Here is an 18,112-nt window from a genome sequence, read left to right on the forward strand (position 1 = left end):
CATCAATCTCGGTAGGACCCATGCTCGACGGCTTGCGCCAATTCATCGCCGACATTGTCGGTCCCCAAGCCCAGGACCGCGCATTTGGCGACAGCGATTACCGGCTGGCCGCGACCGCGCTGCTGGTCCATGTGGTCTCGCTGGACGGCCAGCCCAGCGCGGCCGAGCAGCGCAAGCTGCACAGCCTGATCGAAAACCATTTCGGGCTCGACCGCGGCACCGCCGACCGTCTCATCGCCGACGCGACCCAGGTCGAAGGCGAGGCCGTCGACCTCTATCACTTCACCAGCGTCATCATGCGCTCGCTCGATGAAGCGGGTCGCAAGCGAATCGTGCAGATGATGTGGGAACTGGTCTATGCCGACGGAGAGGTCAGCGAGTTCGAGGACAATGTGGTCTGGCGCGCGTCCGACCTGCTCGGCATTGCCCAGCGCGACCGGATCGAGCTGAAGCACGCTGTTGCGGAGCGTGCTGGTGGCCAGGTCAAGGATCGCGCCGTCGGACCTGTCCCCGGCGGATTGCCTGGCCTGCGAGCCACATGACGAAACTTTAATATAAGCCCGGCGGTCCCCCGCTTTGCGGATTCGACTGCAAATACCGGGCTTTCCTGCTTCCCCTGTCGCTCTCACAAGCAGCCATGCTGCCGCCGCCGCTTGCCTGCCGCGCACGGCTTATGCTCTCGTTCTGGTATTGCCGGGGCCACAGAGTTCAATTCAAGAGACTTCGATCGTGACTGAGCGGGTAACGTTGATCACCGGTGCCTCGGCGGGCATCGGGATGGAGCTGGCGCGTGTGTTTGCCGCCAATGGACATCGCCTCGCATTGACGGCGAGACGGGTGGATCGGCTCGAAGCGCTCGCGAACGAGATCGCCGCCAAGGGTGGCAAGAAGCCGATCGTGATCGCCTGCGATCTCGAGGACCCGCATGCCGGTGAGAGGATCGCCGCGGCACTTGCCGCCGAAGGCGTCGAGCTCGATCATCTCGTCAACAATGCCGGCTTCGGCGTGTTCGGCGATGCGATCGAGCGCGATCGCGCCGAGCAGCTCGGCATCGTCGATGTCAATGTCCGGGCCCTGACGGATCTGTCGCTGCGCTTCGCCGATCAGCTCATCCGAAACAAGGGCGGTCTTCTCAATGTCGGCTCGGTCGCAGGCTTCCTGCCCGGCCCCGGCATGGCCGTCTACTACGCGTCCAAGGCCTATGTGATCTCCTTTACCGAAGCATTGCGGGCGGAGCTTGCGCCCCGCGGCGTCCGCGTCACCGTGCTTTGTCCGGGCCCGGTCCCCACGGAATTCCAGGCCCGCGCCGGCGTCGGCTCGCAACATGACACGGCCTTTCTCAACGTCTCAGCTGCCGAGGTTGCGCAGGAGGCGTATCGCGCTCTGATGGCCAACAAACGGGCAGTGCTGCCCGGCCTCGGCAACAAGATTGTGCCGTTCGCGCTGCGCTTCTTCCCGCGCGGCTTCATCCTGGCCGCCACTAGCCGGTTCCAGCGGCAGCGGCGCTGAACGCCGCCGCCCACGTCCGTAGTGGCCCGGAGCTTGCTTCCAGACGTGCGCGTGTGTGCGCAAACTCACACGATGTTAACCATCGCTTAGCTATGCTGGCGGTCTGAACCGATAGCACTCGCAGAGGCCATGTCGTTCCGGACGGACAGGTTTGGTGGCGCAGAGGTGGTCGCCTTCCCACAGAGGGCGGCGAGCGTCGCCGCCGCTGAAACCCGGCTGCCGGTGCTGATCGTCCTGCATCAGGAATGTTCGACACCCGGGCGCGTCGGCAATGCGCTGCGCGCACTCGGCCATCGCCTCGACATCCGCCGTCCCCGCTTCGGCGATCCCCTGCCCGAGACGCTCGATCAGCACGCCGGTGCCGTGATCTTCGGCGGGCCGATGAGCGCCAATGATTCCGACGACTACATTCGCCGCGAGATCGACTGGATCGAAATTCCGCTCCGCGAGCAGCGCCCGTTGCTCGGCATCTGCTTGGGGGCGCAGATGCTGGCGATGCAGCTCGGGGCTCGTGTCGCGCCGCATGCGCAGGCGCTGACGCAGATCGGGTACTACCCGATCAGGCCGACCCTCGCGGGCCGCGCGCTCTGCCCGCACTGGCCGGCGCAGGTCTATCACTGGCATCGCGAGGGCTTTGAGCTGCCTGAAGGCGCCGACTTGCTCGCCGAAGGCGATGATTTCCCGGTGCAGGCATTCCGCACGGGCAATGCTTTCGGCGTGCAGTTCCACCCCGATGTGACCTATGCGATGATGTGCCGCTGGACCACGCGCGGTTACGACGGCTTCAGCGCGCCCGGTGCACGGCAGCGGCATCATCATTTCGCGGATCGCGCCGTCTACGATGTCGCCGAACGCGCCTGGCTCGATCATTTCCTCGACGGCTGGCTGGAGCGCCGGCCGATGCTGGCGCAAGCCGCCGAGTGATCGCGGCTTCGCGCAAGTCCTTCTCCCATCCCTGGGTATGCTAGGCTCGCTTCTAACGAGCGCGTGCCAACGCGTGCCGGCAAACAAGGGAGAGCGTCATGGCCTACGAACACATTCTCTATGAGGTGAGCGACAAGATCGCGACCATCACGCTCAACCGCCCCGATCGCATGAATGCATGGACGCCGGTCATGGAGCGCGACGTGCGCCACGCTATGGAGGCATCGAGCACCGACGACAATGTCCGCGTCATCGTCCTCACCGGCGCGGGCCGCGCCTTCTGCGCCGGCGCCGACATGGATGCGCTGAAGGGCCTCGATCCCGACGACGTCAGGCGTGCCTCGAACCTGCCGCCGTTCGATATGAATCGCCGGCCGGACTGGCAGACGCGGTACGGCTATTATCCTTCGATCAAGAAGCCTGTGATCGCCATGCTCAACGGCGCGACGGCTGGCATTGGACTGGTGCATGCACTCTATTGCGACCTGCGCTTTGCTGCCGACAATACCGTGTTCACCACGGCCTTCGCGCGGCGCGGCCTGATCGCCGAGCACGGCATCAGCTGGATGCTGCCGCGCATCGTCGGCCACGCCAATGCGCTGGATCTGTTGCTCTCGGCGCGGCGCGTGTCGAGCGAGGAGGCACTGCGGATGGGCTTGGTGAACCGGCTCTGGTCGCCGGAGAAGCTGCGCGAGGAGACCTATGCCTATGCGCGCGATCTCGCCGATTTCGTTTCGCCGAGTGCGATGGCCGTGATCAAGCGCCAGCTCTACGAGGTGCCGTTCCAGACGCTGGCCGAGGCGACGATCGAGGCCAACCGCGAGATGATGGTGGCGCTGAACGGGAGTGATTTCCGGGAGGGCGTGGCGAGCTTCATGGAGAAGCGGCCGCCGCGGTTTACGGGGAGGTAGGGGAGGAGAGATTCCGAGAGAGCCCGGCTTCGCCCTTCGGGCTACGCCGCGGCAGCCTTCGCTACGAAAAGGCTTGCCGAGCCGAAGCTGGCGAAGCCAGCGAAGGCTGGTGGAGCCAGGCGGGATCGAACCGCCGACCTCGTCATTGCGAACGACGCGCTCTCCCAGCTGAGCTATGGCCCCTTTGCTGGCCGCTCTGGTGAACGCGGCCGACAACCGGGCGCCATTTAAGTCCCCGCCAAGGTCAAGTCAAGGACGGGCGTAACCCGGTTTTAGCTCTCAGGGTGCCGACTTCCCTTGTTTGGGCCTGACGGAACCGATATCTAGCAAACGGGGCATCAATCCCGACCGAGCCAGAGTTTTCAAAAGCCAGAGGCCTCATAAGCCATGCGTGCCGTTCTCGACATCGTCATCATCGTGCTCGACCTCTACGTCTGGCTGCTGATCGCCTCCGCGATCCTGTCCTGGCTGATCGCCTTCAACGTGGTGAACACGCGTAACCAGTTCGTGTCGGCGGTGGCGGAGTTCCTCTATCGGATCACCGAGCCTCTGCTGGCGCCGATTCGCAATTTCCTGCCCAGCCTCGGCGGTCTCGACATCTCGCCGATCATCCTGATCCTGATCATCATGTTCATCGAGCGGGTGATCCTGTACTACATCTATCCGAACGTGGTCTAAGCGGGCGGGAGCGCCTTGGTTGCCAACAAGGAGCCTTGTTGTCAGGAGCCTTGCCCTAAGGACCCTTGGCGCTACTCGGCCGCAGGAATCAGCATCGCGCTGCGGGTGACTCCGCGCGGCGGCCGCGACGACATCGACGGGATCGAGCAGCTTTCGGATGGCCGCAGCGTGCTCAAGGTGCGGGTGCGCGCCATTGCCGATGGCGGCGAGGCCAACAAGGCCGTTCTGGCGCTGCTGGCGAAATCGCTCGGCGTGCCCAAGAGCAATGTAAAGCTGCTATCCGGAGCCACGTCGCGGCTGAAGCAGATCGCGGTCGACGGCGATCCGGCGCGTCTCGGCGAAACCCTGCGCCAGCTCACATCGGCCAAACCGACAGATTGAGAGAACGGACATGACCGCTGATATCATCGATGGAAAAGTCATTGCGGCGGAACTCCGTGGCCGCGTCGCCAGCGAGGTCGCCCGCGTCAAGCGCGAGCACAATCTGGTGCCGGGCCTTGCGGTGGTCCTGGTCGGCAACGACCCCGCGAGCGAAGTCTATGTCCGCTCAAAACACACCCAGACCCAGGCCGCGGGCATGGCCTCGTTCGAGCACAAGCTGCCGGCCGACGTCTCGCAGGCAGACCTGCTGGCGCTGGTGGCAAAGCTCAACCGCGATCCCGCCGTGCACGGCATTCTCGTGCAATTGCCGTTGCCGAAGGGGTTGAACACCGAAGCGGTCATCAATGCCATCGATCCCGCCAAGGACGTCGACGGACTGCATCCGAACAATGCCGGCCGGCTCGCCGGCGGCTTCGAGGCGCTGTCGCCCTGCACGCCGCTCGGCTGCATCATCCTGACCAAAAGCGTGCACGCCTCGCTCGAAGGCATGAACGCCATCGTCATCGGCCGCTCCAACCTGGTCGGCCGCCCGCTCGTGCAATTGCTGCTGAACGAGAACGCCACGGTGGCGGTCGCGCATTCGCGCTCGCGCGACCTGCCTGGCCTCGTGAAGAAAGCGGATCTTGTCTATGCGGCGGTGGGCCGGCCAGAGATGGTGCGCGGCGACTGGCTGAAGCCGGGTGCGACCGTGATCGATGTCGGCATCAATCGCATCTCGAAGGAGGACGGCAAGACGCGTCTCGTCGGCGACGTCGCCTATCAGGAAGCGCTTGCCGTTGCCGGCGCGATCACGCCGGTGCCGGGCGGTGTCGGCCAGATGACGGTGGCGTGCCTGTTGGTGAACACGCTCCGCGCGGCCTGCGCGATCGCCGGCCTGCCGAAGCCGGCGGTGTAAGAAAGCTCTCCTGTCCCGGACGCGACGCCGAGCCGGACCCATGGCGCCACTGTGCTGGGCCCCAGCTCAGCAGCGCATCGTTTCATGGGGCGCTGCGTCCGGGGCACGGAAGCTCAGCCCTTCTTCTTCTTCTCGCGCTCGATGCCTTCTTGGATCAGCTGGTGCGCTTCCTCCGGGCCGCCCCAGCGCAGGATCTTCACCCACTTGCCCTTTTCGAGATCCTTGTAGTGCTCGAAGAAGTGCTGGATCTGCTGCAGCGTGATGTCAGGCAAATCGGAATACGACTTCACCTTGTCGTAGCGCTGCGTCAGCTTGGACGACGGCACCGCCAGGATCTTCTCGTCGCCGCCGGCTTCGTCCTCCATGAACAGCACCCCGACCGGACGCACGCTCATGACGGCGCCGGGGATGATGGCGCGGGTGTTGATGATCAGCACGTCGCAGGGATCGCCGTCATCCGACAGCGTGTGCGGGATGAAGCCGTAATTACCGGGGTAACGCATCGGCGTGTAGAGGAAGCGGTCGACCACCAGCGTGCCTGCCTCCTTGTCCATCTCGTACTTGATCGGTTCGCCGCCCACGGGGACCTCGATGATGACATTGACGTCGTGGGGGACGTTCTTTCCAATCGAGACCGCATCGATACGCATTCAAGGCTCCGTTGTTGCCGAGGATAAATCGCGCCCGGCAGCGATTTTGGCGCTGTCATACGCGGGCTTGGCCCGCTGATCCATCGCGTTTTTGTGAAATAATGAATCCGGCGATCACCGGCGCAAGCGGCCTGCGGTATCGACGGATGGGAACGCTGCCCGGCTAGAGTTTCAGCAGCTCAATTGGTCCAAGCGAAGGCAACCTTGTCGAGCGCCTTCGGTCCGAAACGCTCCGACGAGCGCGCCACCATGCGGCCCCCCAGGGCGCGATAGAACTCGGTAGCGGGGTCGTTGTCCGAGAGCGCCCACACCACCATGCTCTTCAGGCCGCTCTGCATCAGGTCGCGGCGGGCGGCGGCAAACAGGCGGCGGCCGAAGCCGAGGCCCTGAAATTCGGGCCGCAGATAAAGCTCGTAGATCTCGCCGTCGAAATGCAGGCTGCGGGCTCGGTTGCGGCCGTAATTGGCATAGCCCGCGATCTTGTCACCGAACACCAGCACGCTGACACGGCTGCCCTTGCGGATCGCGCTGTCCCACCATTGCGGACCGCGGCGGTTGATCAGCTTCTCCAGCTCGGCGCCGGGAATGATGCCCTGATAGGCCGAACGCCACGCTTCGTCATGGGTCGACGCCACCGCAGTTGCATCTGCAGCTTTGGCCGGCCGGACCTCGATCAGGGTTGTGCTCATGGACGCGATCAAACCAAGTCGCCGCGCCGGCGGCAAGACCTATCGTTAATTATCGGTTAACCTGTGGACTTTCTGCATCAGTATTTTGGCCATGTTGTGCCGAAAAAGGACAGGGCCCAATGCTGAGGGCACCGGCGGGCCGTGCCTCGGTGCAAAACTCCTGTTGCGGCAACGAAGGAACGGCGATGGGCACCGCAGAAAGTCCGCCCATGCTGATTCGTTCCTACTAGTGTGGCTGTCGCTGTTCTTGTTCGCCCTCGGCAATTCATGCGGCTCCTCAACACCATCGCGCTCCTGCCTCTGCTGGCCTTGCTGACTGCGTCGCCTCTGTGCGCGCAGGTCGGGTTCGGTCCAACCGGAGAAGAGGGCGAGCCGTTTCGTCGGCAGGCATGGCGCGTGCCAACGCCGGATACCGATCTTGCTGCGCATGCCCTGCTGTTTCGCCCCTCGGGCCCAGGTCCGTTCCGGCTCGCGGTAATCGCACACGCCTCAACGCAGAACACGCTGCGTCGGGCGCAAATGCCGCAGCCGGAATACCGCCCGCTCGCCGCCTATCTCGTCGCGCGCGGCTTTGCGGTGCTGGTGCCGGAGCGGCCCGGCCATGGTGCTACCGGCGGCCGCTACCTCGAGGATCAGGGCGGCTGCGACGAGGCCGACTACGCGCGCTCGGGCCGCGCAACGGCCGACGCAATCAAGCTGGCGCTGGTCCATCTGCAAAAGCAGGACTTCATCCGCAAGGATGGCGCGATCGTGATCGGACATTCCGCCGGCGGATGGGGTGCGCTGGCGCTCGCCGGTGCCGATCCGAAGGTGATCTCCGCCATCACCGTGTTTGCACCGGGACGCGGCGGCCATGCCAATGATGAGCCGAACCGAATCTGCGCGCCGCACACCCTGCTCGCCGCCGCAGCGGAATTCGGCAAGACCGCGCGCATTCCCGTCACTTGGCTTGTTGCGCCCAATGACAGCTATTTCGCGCCAGCATTCTCGCAGAAGCTCGTCGATGCGTTTCGCGGCACGAGCGGCAAGGCCGAGTTTCGCCCGCTGCCGGCCGTCGGCAGCGAAGGCCATTGGATGATCGAAACCGAAGCCGGCGTCAAAGCCGCCAGCGGCGAGCTCGCGCGGGCGCTGAACCCGCCCAAGCCTGTGGCGACCAAGAAGCCATGACGCTGTATTTCCTGTTCAAATTTGTTCACGTCCTCGGCGCCATCGTCATTCTCGGCACCGGGACCGGCATCGCCTTCTTCATGCTGATGGCGCATCGCACGCAGCAGCCGGAGTTCATCGCCCGCACCGCTTCGGTCGTGGTCATCGCGGATGCGATCTTCACGCTGTCGGCCGTGATCCTCCAGCCGGTCAGCGGCGGCGTGCTGATGATGCTGTCGGCGACCTCGATCACGGAGGGCTGGCTGCTGGCCTCACTCGCGCTCTACGCGATTGCCGGCTTGTTCTGGGTGCCAGTCGTGTTCATGCAGATCGAAATGCGCGACCTCGCGCGCAAGGCTGCTGCGCAGCGCAGTGCGCTCCCACAGCGCTATTTCGTACTGTTCCGCCGCTGGTTCGCGTTCGGCTTCCCCGGTTTTGGGGCAACCGTGCTGATCCTGTGGCTGATGATCGCAAAACCGTTTTGAGAGACGTGATGAACCAGCGCACCATTCTCGTACTCGGCGCCTCTGGCCTGATCGGCCGCTTCGTCACCGATGATTTGCGCACGCGGGGCTTTCGCGTCGTCGGCGTGGCGCGGAGCCTGTCGCCGGCGCAGAGGATGAGCGCGCTGGACATCGAGCTGCCGATCCTCATCCTCGACACGGCCGCGCTGACGCGTCTCCTCAGCGAGCACGCGGTAGACGTCGTCGTGAACTGTCTCGGCGTGCTCCAGGATGGTCCCGGCAGCAACACGAGCGCGGTGCATCGCGATTTCGTCGCGCGACTGCTTCAGGCGATCGGCGGCAGCGGCCGCGCAATCCGGTTGGTGCATATCTCGATCCCCGGCTCCGCGGAGGCGGACCGCACCGCCTTCGCTACGACCAAACGCGAGGCCGAGCGCCTGATCGGGGCTAGCAGCATTCCCCATGCCATCCTGCGGCCCGGCTTCGTGGTCGCACCGTCAGCCTATGGCGGCAGCGCCCTGCTCCGCGCGCTTGCAGCCTTTCCGATCGATTTGCCGGCCAAGGACATGGCAACGCCATTTCAGCCCGTGGCGATCGAGGATATTACGGCGACCATCGCCTGGCTCGCCGCGCGCGACATTGACGATGCCTCGTTGAGGGCGGTGAGCTGGGACCTGATGCAGGCCGAACCGGTCACCATGGCCGGCGTCATCAAGCCGTTTCGCCATGCGTTCGGCACGGCCGGTTGGCCACGCAACGCGATGCCGCGCTTCCTGCTTGATCTCGGCGCGAAACTCGGCGATGTCGCCAGCTATCTTGGCTGGATGCCACCGATGCGCTCCACCGCCATTGCCGAGCTCCGTCGCGGCGTGACTGGCGATCCGACAGCGTGGATCGCCGCGACGGGCATCGCGCCGAGGAGGCTGGCTGAATTAATCGGACGCCACCCTGCCAGCATCCAGGACAAATGGTTCGCGCGTCTGTTCCTGGTCAAGGCGCTGATTTTCGCAAGCCTGGTCGCGTTCTGGGTCGTCTCGGGCTTTATCGCCTTGTTCGTGTCCTACGGTGCCGCCGCCGGCATCTTGACCGCGCACGACTTTCCGCCCGCGTTGGTCGATCCCATCACCATCGGCACCAGCCTGATGGACATGAGCATCGGTGTATTGATCGCCTTCCGCCGGACGGCTGCGATCGGCTTGGTCGCGGGTATTTTCGCTTCGCTCGGCTATATGGTTGGCGCAGCGATTCTCACGCCCGACCTCTGGATCGAGCCGCTTGGCGCGCTGGTGAAGACCGGGCCGGCGATCGTGCTGATGGTCGTCGCGCTTCTGATGCTGGATAACCGATAGCGTTTTCGAGCTAAGTGGATTTCGGTTCGCGTGAAGAAAACGCGTCAAAAAGAGAGTCTGATGCCCAAATGGCCTGACGACGACGTCATTCTGTTCGACGGCGTCTGCATCTTCTGCTCACGCTGGGTCCGCTTCGTCGCCAAGCGCGACACGGCGAGGCAGTTTCGGTTCACGCCGATCCAGTCGGATTATGGCGCCCGGCTCGCGCACACGTTCGGCATCGACCCCGATGATCCCGACACCAACGCGGTTGTCCACGGCGGCGAGGTGTTCATGAAGTCGGATGCTGCGCTGACGGTGCTGTCGCAGCTCCCAGGCTGGGGCTGGGTGCGTGGGCTGTTCGCCGTGCCGAAGCCGCTGCGGGACGCGGTCTACAGCCTCGTCGCGCGCAACCGCTATCGCATTTTTGGGAGGTATGACGCCTGCTTCGTGCCGGATGCCGATTTGCGGGCGCGGGTGATCGAGTAGCTCGCACTGACGGAGCTTGCGGGTTATGGCTTGCCCAGAGCCGCCAGCGCTTCCCCCGCCGCCCGTTCTCCGCTATCCCGCGCGCCATGGGCGGTCGTGAAGAAATTCGGCGACGTCGCCTCTCCCGCAAAAAACAGTCGCCCATCGACCGGCGCGGCCAGCACTGCGCGATCCCTCGCGTGCCCGGGCAGCGCATGCGAATACGACCCCCGCGCGAACGGATCGCGGGCCCAGCGCGATTCGTACAGCGGCTTCAGCTTGCGCCTGATGTCGTTGCCGAGAAAACCCGCGATCTCGTTGATGGCTTGGGCGGCGATGGCGCCGGCGCCGGCATCCTCGAGCTCGCGGGCAAAGCTGCCGCCGAAAAAGCCCTCGATGCAGGGCTGGCCGAACGGGCGGATGTGATAGGTGCCCATCTCCGTGCGCATGGTGGCGCCGCGCAGGTTCCCCTCTATCGGGAAGGTCTCGGCGTCCTCAAGCGCCAGCGTCACCTTGTCATCGACACCGAGCGGCAGGCCGGCCGCTGCGCTCACCTTTGCGGGGAGCGGGGGCGAGAAGCGGATGGCTTCCTCCGCAATGAGATTGGTCGGCACGGTGACGATCACCTTGTCCGCGGTCAGCGTGCCCCGCGACGTCTCGATGCGGATGCGCTTGTCCGAATGATCGATCAGCGCGACGTTGCAGTTCAGCGCCACCGGGCAGGGTGCACCATAGGCCGCAATCAGCGCGCCATAACCGCGGCGGACGCGCCAGTTGAAGTTGGTGTCCTCATAGGCGTCCCAGTCCAGCGTCGACATATCCTTCAGCTCGCAGCCGTTGATATAGGTCGAGATCGCGTCGATCATCGGATTCCAGCGATTGCCCGGCTCCAAATGCGAGCTCGCGGGCTCGTCCTTACCTGTTTGCGCTGCTTCCCACAGACGCTCATAGAACGCGTCCATCGCGCGCATGAAATCGTCGCGCTCGCTTTCCGGAAAGGCATTGCCGTAGGCCCGCTCGCGCCAGGGCGGCAGGTCCTTGTTGAGCTCGAAGCCGAGCTGTCGCGCGATCGGCACGAAGCAGTTCTTGTCGGCCGAATGCAGCCAGCCGCAGCCGACGTCGAACGTCACCTCGGGTGAGGCCTGCACCGTCCAAGCCCGGCCGCCGAGCCGGTCACGGGCCTCCAGCACGATCACGGAGAGGCCGGTGTCCGTCAGCGCATGGGCTGCGCCGAGGCCGGCAGCACCGGCGCCGATGATCGCAACGTCGACGGAGGAGGGGAGGGACATGGAGAAGCGAATAGTGAGTGGCGAATGGCGAATAGAGTATAAGAAACGCCGCTTCTGGCCAAACGCCCCTATTAGCTACTCGCCATTCCCCATTCGCTCAGTCACGCCACCGCTTCCTTGGCCTTTTCCGCGCGCTTGCGCTCGTTCGGGTCGAGGTGCTTCTTGCGCAGGCGGATCGACTTCGGGGTGACCTCGACGAGCTCGTCGTCCTCGATATAGGCGAGCGCCTTTTCCAGCGTCATGCGGATCGGCGGGGTCAGGCGCACCGCCTCGTCCTTCGAGGTGGTGCGGATGTTGGTGAGCTGCTTGCCCTTGAGCACGTTGATCTCGAGATCGTTGTCGCGGGTGTGCTCGCCGACGATCATGCCGCGATAGACCTTCCAGCCCGGCTCGATCATCATCGGGCCGCGGTCTTCCAGCTTGAACATGGCGTAAGCCACCGCTTCGCCCTGGTCGTTGGAGATCAAGACGCCGTTGCGGCGGCCCTGGATCTCGCCCTTGTAAGGGGCATAGCCGTGGAACAGGCGGTTCATGATCGCGGTGCCGCGGGTGTCGGTGAGCAATTCGCCCTGGTAGCCGATCAGGCCGCGGGTCGGCGCGTAGAACACCAGGCGCTGGCGATTGCCGCCCGAGGGCTTCATCTCGATCAGCTCGGACTTGCGCTCGCTCATCTTCTGCACGACGACGCCGGAATGCTCCTCGTCGACGTCGATCACGACCTCCTCGATCGGCTCCATGGTGGCGCCGGTCGCTTCGTCCTTCTGGTAGACGACGCGCGGACGCGACACCGAGAGCTCGAAGCCTTCGCGGCGCATGGTCTCGATCAGGATCGCGAGCTGGAGTTCTCCGCGGCCGGACACTTCCATTGCGTCCTTGTCGGCGGATTCGACGACGCGCAGCGCGACGTTGCCCTCGGCTTCGCGCAGGAGACGGTCGCGGATCATGCGGCTCGTCACCTTGTCGCCTTCGGTGCCGGCGAGCGGGGAGTTGTTGACGATGAACGACATCGACACGGTCGGCGGATCGATCGGCTGCGCCGGCAGCGGCACCTCGACGGTCGGATCGCAGAAGGTGTCGGCGACGGTGCCCTTGGTGAGGCCCGCGATGGCGACGATGTCGCCGGCTTCAGCTTCATCGAGCGGGGTGCGCTCGAGTCCGCGGAACGCCAGGATCTTGGTGATGCGCCCGGACTCGACCAGCTTGCCGTCGGCGTTCAGCACCTTGACCTGCTGGTTCGGCTTCAGCGTGCCGGAAGAGATGCGGCCGGTGATGATGCGGCCGAGATAGGGGTTGGCTTCGAGGATGGTGCCGATCATGCGGAACGGACCTTCCTCGACCTTCGGCGGGGCGACGTGGCGCAGGATCAGGTCGAACAGCGGCTCCATGCCCTTGTCCTGCGGACCTTCGGGGCTATCCGCCATCCAGCCCTGCTTGGCCGACCCGTAGAGGATCGGGAAATCGAGCTGCTCCTCGCTGGCATCGAGCGCCGCGAACAGGTCGAACACCTCGTTGATGACTTCGGTCGGACGCGCGTCGGGGCGGTCGACCTTGTTGATGACCACGATCGGCTTGAGGCCGACCTTGAGCGCCTTGGAGACGACGAACTTGGTCTGCGGCAGCGGGCCTTCGGCGGCGTCGACCAGCACCAGGGCGCCGTCCACCATGTTCAGGATGCGCTCGACCTCGCCGCCGAAATCGGCGTGGCCGGGGGTGTCGACGATGTTGACGCGAGTGTCCTTCCACTGCACCGAGGCCGCCTTGGCCAGGATGGTGATGCCGCGCTCGCGCTCCAGATCGTTGGAGTCCATGGCGCGATCGGTCACCTTCTGGTTCTCGCGGAACGTGCCGGATTGCTGCAGGAGTTTGTCGACCAGGGTCGTCTTGCCGTGGTCGACGTGGGCGATGATGGCGACGTTACGAAGATTCATGAGTGAGCTTCTTTGCGGTCGAACAATGGGTTAAGCGCGATCTCGCCGGTCGGACCGGGACCTCTTCTCGAAACAACGCTGGAAGACTGGAAACGGGGCGCTTTCCGCCCAAAAAGGAAGCCCGGCCATATCGACCGGGCGCCCTGCGCGTTGCGGCGCAATATATGCAAAAACGGCCAAAAAACAATGTGTTCTTTGGCCGTTGGTTGACTGAATTTTGTCCGGGAATCCCCGGGGCTTAGGGCTGGGTCGGGGGATGAGCGGGGACCCTGCGCCCCTTGATCGCCGCCCAGATCATCGCGACCCCGCCGATGCCCACGACCAGTCCCAGAAGGACGAACGGCGCGATGTCGCCAGCGATCTTGCCGTCCTCGAACATCGACACTCCGCCGAACAGGAGTGCGCAGAGACCCGGCAGCAGCATGAAGATCCCGGCGATCGCCATCAGGGCGGTAAGGCAGCCGCTGCGAGCTGGGCCGGGCGTTGGTGCGGGTGGCGGTAGAACCGGCGGTGGCGTGTCGCTCATCGTGGTGCCTCCTCGGTTTGCCTCGCCTCGTGATAGGTCTGCCCCTCGAGCCCGGCGCGAATCCGGGAGATGGCGCCATTCCGATAGAACAGATTGTAGGTGTCGAACGGGATGATCGCCCCCTGCTCGGTCACGAAATGGATGCAGCTGCGCTTGACGTTGCCGACGCAGAAATTGAAGCGGTCGAGAAACTGCACGACGGTGACGCGGAAGACGTTTTCGTAGGTGAGCCCGTCCGGCACCTGAAAGCTCGGCAGGCAGCACAACAATTCGCAGACGCGCTCGGACGTGTTGAGGGGCCCTGAGGAGAGCGAGAACAGGTCGATGAACTTTTCCCGCAGCACCGGATATTTCTCCGGGCTGATTGTGTTGGGCATCACCGCCACCAGCTGCTCCTGCGGGATCAGCGAGGTCAGCGGCAGCACCTTCTCGCCGTTGCGCAGGCCATAGCCGATCGAGATGCTCTCGGGGTTGCAGGGCAGCGGGATCATGTCCTTGTCCCCGAACACGCCAGTCTCGACGACGCGCTTGCGGATCTCCGACAGCATGATGCGGTCGGTATTCTTGTTGAAACTCTCGTTGCGGCCGGCATCCTGGACCGGCTGCAATGTCACCCCGCGCACGCACGTCCAGGTCAGCGCGTGGCGCACGATGTCGCCGATCTCGGAATCGTTGACGCCGCGCTTGATGGTCGCGACCAGCGTGGTCGAGATGCCGTAATGCTCGAGATTTTCCAGCGCCTGCTGGCGGATTTTTCGCAAGTCCGCGCCGCGCAGATTGATCAGCGCGTCGCGCTGCAGCGAATCGAACTGGAGATAGACCTCCAGCCCGCGCCTGTTCTCGGCGAGCCGCGCCACGAAATCCTTTTCGCGGGCGATGCGCAGGCCGTTGGTGTTGATCATGACATGGCGGATCGGGCGCGCGCGCACCGCGTCCAGGATATCGAAGAAGTCAGGATGCAGCGTCGGCTCGCCACCGGAAATCTGCACGAGATCGGGCTCGCCCTCGCTCGCGACCAGCGCATCGAGCATCTTCTCCACCGTCGCGAGCGGCGTGAATTTGGTTCGTGCCGGCGAGGACTCCGCGAAGCAGACGGGGCAGGTGAGGTTGCAATGCTCGGTGATCTCGATCAGCGCCAAGCAGGAATGCTGCTCGTGGTCGGGACAGAGACCGCAATCATAGGGGCAGCCGAATTGGGTTCGTTCCTGGAATTGCAGCGGCCGGTCGCCCGGCTTGATGAAATCCTTGCACAACCGCCAATAGGCGGCATCGGTCGACACCAGCGTCGATTGCACGCCGTGCTCCCTGCAGCGTTTTTCGTACCAGACCTCGTTGCCGAGGATCTGGATCTTGGTCGGCACCAGCTTCAGGCAGGTCTCGCATAGGGATTGGGTCTGGCCCCAGAAGATGTAGGGGCGCGACTTACGCAACGGCGCGTTCATGCAAGTGACTCTTTTTGCAAGCGTCTCGCTTTGGGTGCTGTTGCCAGCATGAAGGCGGCGTAGAGCAGGATCGACAGCGACAGCAGGTGAAACAGGGTCAGGGGCCCAACCAGCGTGCCATAGGGTTTGAGAAATTCCCACAGAAAGCGCTGCGCTCCGTAATAAGCGAGCACCAGGTAGAAACCATTGGTGATCGTGAACGCGTTCCGGTTCAAGACCGCCAGCACATAGGCGAGCGCGAACAGGGCCATGGCCGCGCTCTCGTAGAGCTGCACGGGATGGCGGCGAACGCCGTCGCCGAAATCATGGCCGAAGGGCAGCGCCGTCGGCGTGCCATAGGTGAAATCGTCGAGGCCCGCGAGGTAACAGCCGATCCGGCCGATCGCGATGCCGAGCGCCAGCGGCAGCGCGAAGCGCGCGCCGGTTCGCACCGTGACGCCTGCGGACCATTTGTAGAGCTCGATCGCCACGATGCCGCCCGCCAGCCCGCCCTCGACCGAGCGCGCAATGCCGCTTTGCCCCGACAGCCACAGATTGGCGGAGCCGAACAGATAGGCGCCAAGGCCTGCGCCAAACACCAGCGTGGCGATATAGGGCAGCGCGAAGGATTGCGAGGGAAACTGCAAGCCCCGTCGCGACAGCCAATAGATGGCGGCCGCCGCCGCCAGCCAGGCCAGGATGTCGAAGAGAGTGTGAAGCAAAGCCCCGCTCATGCGGGCGGCAGTATAGCACGACCGCGGTTACAACGGCGCGCCGCGCATTATTGCAGGGGAGAAGAAGCTACCCGGCCTCCCGCTCCTCGGTCGGATAGACCCCGCGCAGCACTTCCTCGAAATGCATCTTTACGGCATCGTTGCACAGGCAGGCGCGCAGCCTCAGGCCGTCGCGGTTGCGGACCAGGATCGAGCCGCGCCGCGTGTCGAGCACGCCTTCGGCCTTGAACGACTGAAGCACGCGGCTGGCATAGGAGCGGCCAACGCCGAGCAAAGTCGCGAGCTGTTCGTGGGTCAGCGGCACACTGGTCTCGTCGCCGGTCCGCTCCATCGCCGCCAGGATCCATTTGGCGGTGCGCTGCTCGATCGAATGGATCGCGTTGCAGGCGGTCGACTGGAAGATCTGGGCCAGCATGCAATCGGCATAGCGGGCAAAGACGTTGCGCAGCGACGCCGAGCGCAGCTTGGCTGCTTCCAGCTTGGCGACGTGAATGCGCGCAAACGGTCCACCGAATTTGACGCAGATCCGGGTATAGGCCGGCAGAAACCCCTCGCTGACGATGCCGCCCACCGCGCCCTCGCGGCCGACCAGAATGGTTTCGACGTCGCGGCCATCCTCGTTGGGGACGAGGAAAGTCGCGAGCGATGGGCCGCAGGGGAAATGGACGACCTGCACGTCATCGCCGGGATTGTAGAGCAAGTGCCCGGCTGCAGAGTCCTCGACGGTCACGTGCGGCGCCAGGAGGCCGTAGTCGACCTGACTCAAGCGCCGCAGCAGATTGTTGGCCGGCCGGCTCTCGACCTCGGTGACCTTGCCGATACGCGCATCCATCCTGAACTCCCACCTTCCTCCCACCTTAGCGAGTTCCATCCGTTTCCTGTGTGCACAAGTGGACAGACCAGAGAACGAGGATGTGGTGAGTTTCGTTCCGGGAACCCTCCGATGCGCTGGGCGCAGGCATCGTGTCGCGGCAGTCCTGATCCCAAAACCCCCGAACCAAGATGCGATCATGGCACCTGCAAACTGCAATGGCACAGGCCGGCCGGCTGATGTTCTGATCGTCGAAGACGATCCGATCATCGCGATCGATTTCGAGGATCGCCTGCTCGGATTTGGTGTGGCCACCGTGCGGACCGTGGGGTCGGTAACGCAGGCGTTGAATGCCATCGCAAAACGGGCACCCGATTTCGCGCTGCTCGATGTCGAGCTGATCCGCGAGACGAGCTTTGCGATCGCCGAGCGGCTGATCGCGCTGAAGGTTCCGTTCGTGTTCGTCACCGGCTACGGCGCAGAGGTACGCATTCCGTCCGAACTGGCGGGCCGGCCGCGGCTGCAGAAGCCGTGCTCGAGCGAGGCGCTGGAGGCGGCGCTGCAGGCACGGGACACCTGATCGCCTATTTGCCGGAGCGAATGCAGAGCTCGGCGAGGTCGGTCTCGACGCCCTTGAAGAATGTGTGCGGAAACGGCGGCGGCGATGAGGCCTTCTTGATCGCCGCACTCTGCGCAATCGCCTCTTGATCGGACAATTGCAGGAAACGTTTCAGCGCTTTCGAACGACTCTTGCTGGCGAACGTCTCCAACCGCTCTTCCGTTGCATCGGTCGGATTGAGACGGAGCAGAGCTTCGTTGCCTGTCTGCAATGGATAGACCCCTCCAAGTTTCACGCGGGCGATCACGTTGTAGCGGTCGAAATGCTCGAAGATCAAATCCAGGATCTTCGCCTGACGTATCGGCTCTTCCATCGCGAGATAGCGCTTCACATCCGGATTGCTCTTCAGGCTTACCAATTCGGCTGCGCCGGCAAATGGATTGTCGGAGATCTGCCGGTCGATGAACGCCGATGCGCCTTCCAGCATATGCGTGCCCCATCTGATGACAATATCGCGGCCGCGCGGTTCGAGCTGGTCGGCAGCCAACCCCTTGTCCGTCAGACATGCCGGGTCGGCGCTTGCGCGCAGTGACTTGCCGAGCTCGGCGGTCAGCGCCTTGCCGTAAGGCGAAGCGAGGGCCTCGCGCACCAGCGTCGCTCTGTCCTGGGTTTGCGCGCATGTGGGGGATGCTGCGCTCAGCAGCAGCGCGATAACGATCGTTGGGCGGCTGAACGGCACGGCATCAACTCGAACATGGCTCGGACGGCATCACGCCCTCGAAAATGCGCGGGCGCCTGCAA

21 protein-coding genes and 1 tRNA gene are annotated in these 18,112 nt (G+C 64.3%); 12 read left to right on the forward strand and 10 right to left on the reverse strand.

Translation table 11 applies throughout. The features are described from left to right. The first annotated feature begins 20 nt into the window (after positions 1–20). The 4 genes from ACVWYQ_RS23780 to ACVWYQ_RS23795 all read left to right on the forward strand — a co-directional run bounded on the left by ACVWYQ_RS23780 (position 21) and on the right by ACVWYQ_RS23795 (position 3,344). Positions 21–542 (forward strand): tellurite resistance TerB family protein, encoded by a 522-nt coding sequence (locus ACVWYQ_RS23780; RefSeq protein WP_271543153.1) that lies wholly within the window; start codon positions 21–23, stop codon positions 540–542. A gap of 187 nt (positions 543–729) precedes the next feature. After that, positions 730–1,509: an SDR family NAD(P)-dependent oxidoreductase gene (locus tag ACVWYQ_RS23785; protein ID WP_271543151.1), complete on the forward strand. Its 780-nt coding sequence runs from the start codon at positions 730–732 to the stop codon at positions 1,507–1,509. A 129-nt stretch (positions 1,510–1,638) separates the two neighbouring features. Further along, positions 1,639–2,433 (forward strand): glutamine amidotransferase, encoded by a 795-nt coding sequence (locus tag ACVWYQ_RS23790; RefSeq protein ID WP_271543149.1) that lies wholly within the window; start codon positions 1,639–1,641, stop codon positions 2,431–2,433. A 98-nt stretch (positions 2,434–2,531) separates the two neighbouring features. Then, a complete protein-coding gene (locus tag ACVWYQ_RS23795) occupies positions 2,532–3,344 on the forward strand; it encodes an enoyl-CoA hydratase (protein ID WP_271543147.1) in 813 nt (270 codons plus the stop codon). A 107-nt stretch (positions 3,345–3,451) separates the two neighbouring features. On the opposite strand, the gene ACVWYQ_RS23800 is transcribed toward ACVWYQ_RS23795, so the two are convergent. Beyond that, positions 3,452–3,527: transfer RNA gene (locus ACVWYQ_RS23800), tRNA-Ala, on the reverse strand. Between the two features lie 204 nt (positions 3,528–3,731). Between ACVWYQ_RS23800 and ACVWYQ_RS23805 the strand changes: the two genes are divergently transcribed. The 3 genes from ACVWYQ_RS23805 to folD are packed head-to-tail and all read left to right on the forward strand — an operon-like array spanning position 3,732 to position 5,298. Then, positions 3,732–4,022 (forward strand): YggT family protein, encoded by a 291-nt coding sequence (locus ACVWYQ_RS23805; RefSeq protein ID WP_036002872.1) that lies wholly within the window; start codon positions 3,732–3,734, stop codon positions 4,020–4,022. A 15-nt stretch (positions 4,023–4,037) separates the two neighbouring features. Next, positions 4,038–4,403 carry a DUF167 domain-containing protein gene (locus ACVWYQ_RS23810; protein ID WP_051056859.1) on the forward strand — a complete coding sequence of 122 codons (366 nt, stop codon included), beginning with the start codon at positions 4,038–4,040 and terminating at the stop codon, positions 4,401–4,403. A gap of 10 nt (positions 4,404–4,413) precedes the next feature. Continuing rightward, complete coding sequence (gene folD / locus ACVWYQ_RS23815; RefSeq protein ID WP_404545049.1) at positions 4,414–5,298, forward strand: bifunctional methylenetetrahydrofolate dehydrogenase/methenyltetrahydrofolate cyclohydrolase FolD; 885 nt, start codon at positions 4,414–4,416, stop codon at positions 5,296–5,298. A gap of 113 nt (positions 5,299–5,411) precedes the next feature. On the opposite strand, the gene ppa is transcribed toward folD, so the two are convergent. Then, entirely contained in the window at positions 5,412–5,948 is a 537-nt protein-coding gene (gene ppa / locus ACVWYQ_RS23820; protein ID WP_036002867.1) for an inorganic diphosphatase, read from the reverse strand. Between the two features lie 179 nt (positions 5,949–6,127). Then, complete coding sequence (locus tag ACVWYQ_RS23825) at positions 6,128–6,637, reverse strand: GNAT family N-acetyltransferase (protein WP_024338772.1); 510 nt, start codon at positions 6,635–6,637, stop codon at positions 6,128–6,130. Between the two features lie 267 nt (positions 6,638–6,904). On the opposite strand from ACVWYQ_RS23825, the gene ACVWYQ_RS23830 reads away from it, so the two are divergent. From ACVWYQ_RS23830 to ACVWYQ_RS23845, 4 genes are read left to right on the forward strand one after another with little or no spacing between them, the layout of a single operon-like run. Then, positions 6,905–7,804 carry an alpha/beta hydrolase family protein gene (locus tag ACVWYQ_RS23830; RefSeq protein ID WP_271543138.1) on the forward strand — a complete coding sequence of 300 codons (900 nt, stop codon included), beginning with the start codon at positions 6,905–6,907 and terminating at the stop codon, positions 7,802–7,804. Beyond that, the gene (locus ACVWYQ_RS23835; RefSeq protein WP_271543136.1) at positions 7,801–8,268 is read left to right on the forward strand and encodes a DUF2269 family protein; all 468 of its coding nucleotides are present in this window, start codon (positions 7,801–7,803) and stop codon (positions 8,266–8,268) included. Before ACVWYQ_RS23830 ends, ACVWYQ_RS23835 begins: the two co-directional genes overlap by 4 nt. A gap of 8 nt (positions 8,269–8,276) precedes the next feature. Beyond that, the gene (locus ACVWYQ_RS23840; RefSeq protein ID WP_271543134.1) at positions 8,277–9,596 is read left to right on the forward strand and encodes an SDR family oxidoreductase; all 1,320 of its coding nucleotides are present in this window, start codon (positions 8,277–8,279) and stop codon (positions 9,594–9,596) included. A 60-nt stretch (positions 9,597–9,656) separates the two neighbouring features. Beyond that, positions 9,657–10,064, forward strand: a complete 408-nt coding sequence (locus ACVWYQ_RS23845; RefSeq protein ID WP_275500322.1) for a thiol-disulfide oxidoreductase DCC family protein — start codon at positions 9,657–9,659, stop codon at positions 10,062–10,064. Between the two features lie 23 nt (positions 10,065–10,087). Here the strand turns inward: ACVWYQ_RS23845 and ACVWYQ_RS23850 are convergent, their stop codons facing one another. The 6 genes from ACVWYQ_RS23850 to ACVWYQ_RS23875 form a co-directional block, all read right to left on the reverse strand. Beyond that, entirely contained in the window at positions 10,088–11,332 is a 1,245-nt protein-coding gene (locus tag ACVWYQ_RS23850) for a flavin monoamine oxidase family protein (RefSeq protein WP_271543130.1), read from the reverse strand. 101 nt (positions 11,333–11,433) lie between these two features. Continuing rightward, on the reverse strand, positions 11,434–13,260 hold the full coding sequence (gene typA / locus ACVWYQ_RS23855) for a translational GTPase TypA (RefSeq protein ID WP_036002847.1): 1,827 nt from the start codon (positions 13,258–13,260) through the stop codon (positions 11,434–11,436). A gap of 238 nt (positions 13,261–13,498) precedes the next feature. Then, on the reverse strand, positions 13,499–13,786 hold the full coding sequence (locus ACVWYQ_RS23860) for a hypothetical protein (RefSeq protein WP_271543127.1): 288 nt from the start codon (positions 13,784–13,786) through the stop codon (positions 13,499–13,501). Further along, positions 13,783–15,228: a radical SAM protein gene (locus ACVWYQ_RS23865; protein ID WP_271543125.1), complete on the reverse strand. Its 1,446-nt coding sequence runs from the start codon at positions 15,226–15,228 to the stop codon at positions 13,783–13,785. Before ACVWYQ_RS23865 ends, ACVWYQ_RS23860 begins: the two co-directional genes overlap by 4 nt. After that, a complete protein-coding gene (locus ACVWYQ_RS23870; RefSeq protein ID WP_271543123.1) occupies positions 15,225–15,941 on the reverse strand; it encodes a prolipoprotein diacylglyceryl transferase in 717 nt (238 codons plus the stop codon). Before ACVWYQ_RS23870 ends, ACVWYQ_RS23865 begins: the two co-directional genes overlap by 4 nt. A gap of 67 nt (positions 15,942–16,008) precedes the next feature. Next, positions 16,009–16,773 (reverse strand): Crp/Fnr family transcriptional regulator, encoded by a 765-nt coding sequence (locus ACVWYQ_RS23875; RefSeq protein ID WP_128265822.1) that lies wholly within the window; start codon positions 16,771–16,773, stop codon positions 16,009–16,011. Between the two features lie 178 nt (positions 16,774–16,951). On the opposite strand from ACVWYQ_RS23875, the gene ACVWYQ_RS23880 reads away from it, so the two are divergent. Continuing rightward, the gene (locus ACVWYQ_RS23880) at positions 16,952–17,332 is read left to right on the forward strand and encodes a response regulator (RefSeq protein ID WP_128265823.1); all 381 of its coding nucleotides are present in this window, start codon (positions 16,952–16,954) and stop codon (positions 17,330–17,332) included. Positions 17,333–17,336: 4 nt separating this feature from the next. Here ACVWYQ_RS23880 and ACVWYQ_RS23885 read toward each other — a convergent pair whose 3' ends face one another. Further along, the gene (locus ACVWYQ_RS23885; RefSeq protein ID WP_456726440.1) at positions 17,337–18,050 is read right to left on the reverse strand and encodes a hypothetical protein; all 714 of its coding nucleotides are present in this window, start codon (positions 18,048–18,050) and stop codon (positions 17,337–17,339) included. Between the last annotated feature and the right edge of the window lie 62 nt (positions 18,051–18,112).

The sequence above is a fragment of the Bradyrhizobium sp. USDA 3397 genome (genome assembly GCF_054060965.1).